This is a genomic window from Zoogloea sp., assembly GCF_028693495.1.
GTDB lineage: Bacteria > Pseudomonadota > Gammaproteobacteria > Burkholderiales > Rhodocyclaceae > Zoogloea.
This window is the reverse complement of the sequence record NZ_JAQUVG010000163.1, coordinates 1-4,249: the sequence shown is the minus strand read 5'-3', so window position 1 is coordinate 4,249 and position 4,249 is coordinate 1. Positions and strand designations below refer to the sequence as shown.

The 4,249-nt window shown below is 58.1% G+C and carries 4 protein-coding genes and 1 pseudogene; 4 read left to right on the top strand and 1 reads right to left on the bottom strand.

The features are described from left to right. Positions 1 to 7: 7 nt before the first annotated feature. The gene (locus PHD22_RS16580; protein WP_299869459.1) at positions 8 to 862 is read right to left on the bottom strand and encodes an FCD domain-containing protein; all 855 of its coding nucleotides are present in this window, start codon (positions 860 to 862) and stop codon (positions 8 to 10) included. Positions 863 to 1,056: 194 nt separating this feature from the next. Between PHD22_RS16580 and PHD22_RS16575 the strand changes: the two genes are divergently transcribed. The 4 genes and pseudogenes from PHD22_RS16575 to PHD22_RS16560 form a co-directional block, all read left to right on the top strand. After that, a complete protein-coding gene (locus tag PHD22_RS16575) occupies positions 1,057 to 1,878 on the top strand; it encodes a (Fe-S)-binding protein (RefSeq protein WP_299869457.1) in 822 nt (273 codons plus the stop codon). After that, positions 1,875 to 2,549 carry a lactate utilization protein gene (locus PHD22_RS16570; protein WP_299869454.1) on the top strand — a complete coding sequence of 225 codons (675 nt, stop codon included), beginning with the start codon at positions 1,875 to 1,877 and terminating at the stop codon, positions 2,547 to 2,549. Before PHD22_RS16575 ends, PHD22_RS16570 begins: the two co-directional genes overlap by 4 nt. Further along, positions 2,546 to 4,009: a LutB/LldF family L-lactate oxidation iron-sulfur protein gene (locus PHD22_RS16565; RefSeq protein ID WP_299869452.1), complete on the top strand. Its 1,464-nt coding sequence runs from the start codon at positions 2,546 to 2,548 to the stop codon at positions 4,007 to 4,009. The genes PHD22_RS16570 and PHD22_RS16565 overlap by 4 nt, the downstream gene beginning before the upstream one ends. A gap of 87 nt (positions 4,010 to 4,096) precedes the next feature. Beyond that, a pseudogene (locus PHD22_RS16560) lies at positions 4,097 to 4,249 on the top strand (IS5/IS1182 family transposase); the annotation flags it as partial.

Below are 4,249 nucleotides of genomic sequence, written 5' to 3'. Positions count from 1 at the left end.
GCCACATCTAGGACGGATCCCCCCTCGCCACGCCACCCCCCGAACGACGGACGATCTGAGCGCGCTGGGATCTTTCTTCATGGCGGGAACGGGCATTCATGCTTTCCCTCACGAATTCAATATGATGGGACACGGCCAATCCCGCCGCCACGGCATCCCCACGACGGATCGATTCCCACACCGCACGGTGCTGTTCCCGCAGAGCGTCCCAGTCGGCATCGCTACCGCGCAGGTGGCGCAGGTTGCGATCGATGTGATCGTTGATCACCTTCAGTAAGCTGGCCGTCAAGTGGCCGATCATGACGTTGTGAGCGGCTTCCGCAATTGCCTGGTGGAAACCCAGGTCAGCCTGAACCTGTTGTTCAATCACCCCTGGTGAGTTGCCTTGGGCAAATACCGAGTCTACCTGCTCAAAAGCTTCCTCGATTCGTTCGAGGTCCGCTTTAGTCGCCCGACGAGCAGCGAGCATGGCGGCTTCTTTTTCCAGCATTCCACGAAATTCGAGAAGGTCGTTCTGGATGTTGGGATGCTGTCGAAGCATTTCCTGCCAAGGATCGATAAAGCCGGCATCCAAACGGTCGGTGACATAGGTCCCTCCTCCCTGTCGGCTGTGCAACAACCCCTTGGAGATCAATTTTTGAATTGCTTCCCGTAGCGAAGGACGAGATACCCCGAGTTCAGCTGCCAGCTCCCGTTCTGGTTGAAGTCGATCACCCGGTTTCAGCGCTCCATCGAGAATCCGTCGCTCCAGTTCGTGAGCGATCGTGTCAGATAGGCGCTGGACTGCAAGCTTCCCTGTAGACATTGTTTTGTTAATAAATTGGTCAGACCAAATTTTAAGAGGCTCTTCCCTTGAGCTCAAGTCCGCTACACCTCGAATTGGCTACATGTTAACCCCTATTTTTCTGGCTATTCAGTTAGTTACTCCTCTTTGGTGATTGACGATCCCAACGTGTGCGCGTAAATTTTTCCAATTAAAGAAAATTGGTATTACCAATTTACCTAGGTAGACAATTTCAACCAAGTCCATCCATCATCCGAAAAACCGGAGGAGACATGAGTAATCCCAGCCAGGGGGTGTCGATGCGCACCTATCCACTCCGCCCGGAGGCGGTGTATTTCTACGCCACTTGTCTCGTGGACATGTTTGTCCCAGAAGCGGGCATGGATGCCATTACCCTCCTGGAGCGGGAAGGTGTACGGGTAATTTTTCCGGAAAACCAGACCTGTTGCGGCCAGCCTGCGTTCACTACGGGTTTCCCTGCCGAAGCCCGCCAGGTGGTCGAGTCCCAACTGGATCTCTTTCCGGGGGATTACCCCATCGTGGTTCCGTCCGGATCCTGTGGGGGCATGATCCGTTGGCACTGGGAGAAGGTGGTGGGTGACGATCCGGTCCTGATGGCCCGGGCTGCTTCCATCGGCGCGCGTACATACGAGCTGGCGGAGTTCCTGCTGCATGTACTGGGATTCAGCCGTCCGGATACCGGGCCGGGTACGACCGTGACCCTGCATACATCCTGCTCGGCTCGACGTGAGATGGGGACACATCTTGTCGGGCGTGAGTTGTTGGCCCGCCTGACGAACGTCCAGCTCGTTCATCATGACCATGAGTCCGAATGCTGTGGCTTTGGGGGAACCTTCTCGCTCAAGCATCCGGATGTCTCCATGGCCATGGTCAGTGACAAGGTCGCTTCACTCAAGGCAACGGGGGCGGGTCAGGTGATCACGGCGGATTGCGGCTGCATGCTCAACATAACTCAGCGCGCAGCAAGGGAAGACCTGGAGGCGGGTCGCAGCGTCCCTTCCCTGCCGGGTGAGCATCTGGCCACTTTCCTGTTGCGCCGTACCGGTGGCAAGCCGATGGGAGAACGGTCATGAGCGCTCGAGACAAAATTCTGGGACGACTCCGTGCCCACATGCCTGCGGAAGCGATGATGCCGCCTGTTCTGGAGGCCCATTATGCGCCCCGTGCCCGGGGAGAATCCAAGGCTGAACGCCTGAGGCGCTTCCGTACCGGGATCGAGGGTTTCCAGGCACAGGTGCACCTCACTACCGAAGATGACTGGCCCACCCTCCTTTCAGCGCTTTGTGCCCAAAAGCAGGTGCACACCCTTATGTTTGGAGGTCTTACTCCGGCGGGCAGGCGTCTCATGACCACGCGATTTGAGACAACGGTCCTGCGTTCCTGGGAAGGACAGGTGGAAACCCTGAAGGCCGATCTGTTTCATCGGGTTGATGCCGCCCTGACCCACGCCCGGGGGGCCATTGCGGAAACCGGTAGCCTGATTCTCTGGTCTTCGCCTGAAGAACCTCGAACACTTTCCCTCGTTCCTCCGCTTCATTTCGTGTTGCTGGATGCGGCCACCATCCATCCCACGTTCTTCGATGCGCTGCGCTACGAGAACTGGGCTGCAGGGCTACCCACCAACGCGCTGTTGGTTTCGGGTCCCTCCAAGACGGCGGATATCCAACAGACCCTGGCTTATGGAGCCCATGGGCCGAAAGAGCTCATCGTCCTGGTCATCAACGCAGAAGGAGAAGCGTCATGAGCGTCCAGACCCCCTCCTCTCCTGCCAGCAACGCCGGTCAGCCCCTGGCCTTTGTCTCGGCCCAGGCCTTGCGTGAGCGCATGCATGAGGCCGTGAACGATACCCATCTTCGCCAGAGTTTCCGGGGGGCCATGGATTTCCTCATGGCTAAGCGGGCTGTCCAGTTTCCTGATCCGGAAGAGCTGGATTCCCTTCGGGTGCTGTCGGAGCACATCCGCCAGTACAGCCTGTCCAAGTTGCCCGACCTGCTGGAGCAACTCGAAACCAGCCTGGTCCGCAATGGTGTTCAGGTGCATTGGGCTGAAACCCCCGATGAGGCCAATGCCATTATGCTGGAGATTGCCCGTCGCCACGCGGCCAAGCTCATCGTGAAGGGCAAGTCCATGGTGAGCGAAGAAATCGAGTTCAACCATGCCATGGAGGCCGCCGGGATTGGTGCGCTGGAATCCGACATGGGCGAGTACATCGTCCAGCTGGCTGGTGAAAAGCCGTCCCACATCATCATGCCGGCGATTCACCAGACCAAGCAGCAGATCGCCAAGCTGTTTGCCGAACATATACCCGGTGTGGAGTACACGGACAATGTGGATGCCTTGATCCAGATCGGTCGCCGGGTACTGAGGGAAAAGTTCGAAGAGGCGGACATTGGACTGTCAGGCGTCAATTTCGCGGTAGCGGAGACCGGTACCCTCTGTCTGGTCGAGAACGAAGGCAATGGACGCATGTGCACCACGGTACCGAAGGTGCACATCGCCATCACGGGCATCGAGAAGGTGGTGGAGAAGCTGGAGCATGTTGCCCCCCTTTTCTCCATTCTGACCCGCTCTGCTACTGGTCAGGCGGTTTCCACCTATTTCAACATGATCACCGGTCCGCGCCGGAGCACGGACCAGGATGGTCCGGAGGAGGTGCACCTCGTTCTTCTGGACAACGGCCGCAGCCAGGCCTATGCCGATGAGCAATTGCGCAAGACGCTGCAGTGCATCCGTTGCGGTGCCTGCATGAATCATTGCCCGGTCTATACCCGGATTGGAGGACATGCTTATGGAACCACCTATCCGGGGCCGATCGGAAAGATCATTTCACCGCACATGATGGGGCTGGAACAGACCCATCTTCTGCCCACGGCTTCAAGCTTGTGCGGGGCTTGCGGGGAAGTGTGTCCGGTGAAGATCCCCATTCCGGAATTGCTGATCCGCCTCAGGGGCGAAGCTCAGAGTGCTCCCCGTGCCGATCCGGCAATGGTGGGCCAGGGGGCTGCTTATGATCCGAAGATCAGCTTGTTGTGGAAGATGTGGGCGGGACTTTATTCCAGGCCATCCACCTATCGGGCCTTCAGCTGGCTGGCCACCCGTTTTCGTGCCCTGACGCCTGCCAGGCAAAGGGGCTGGACGGCGGCTCGTACGCCCCTGAAGCCTGCGCCCCGCCGCCTGAGGGACATGCTCAAGGACCGCACCTAACAGGTTGTTGATTTAGCCAGATCCGAGCACTGGCAAGGCTTTCCCGGACGTTACAATACGATCTGCATTACCACTTTAATTGTTCCGATGCGCGGCACCGACCATAAACAGAGCCCCCTGTTCAGCTACGTCAATCTCGAGGATCGAATTCCCCGAGACCATCCGCTGCGTCGCGTGAAGGTGCTCGCCGATCTGGTTTTGCGTTCGATGTCTGCGCATTTCGATGCGCTCTATGCCGAA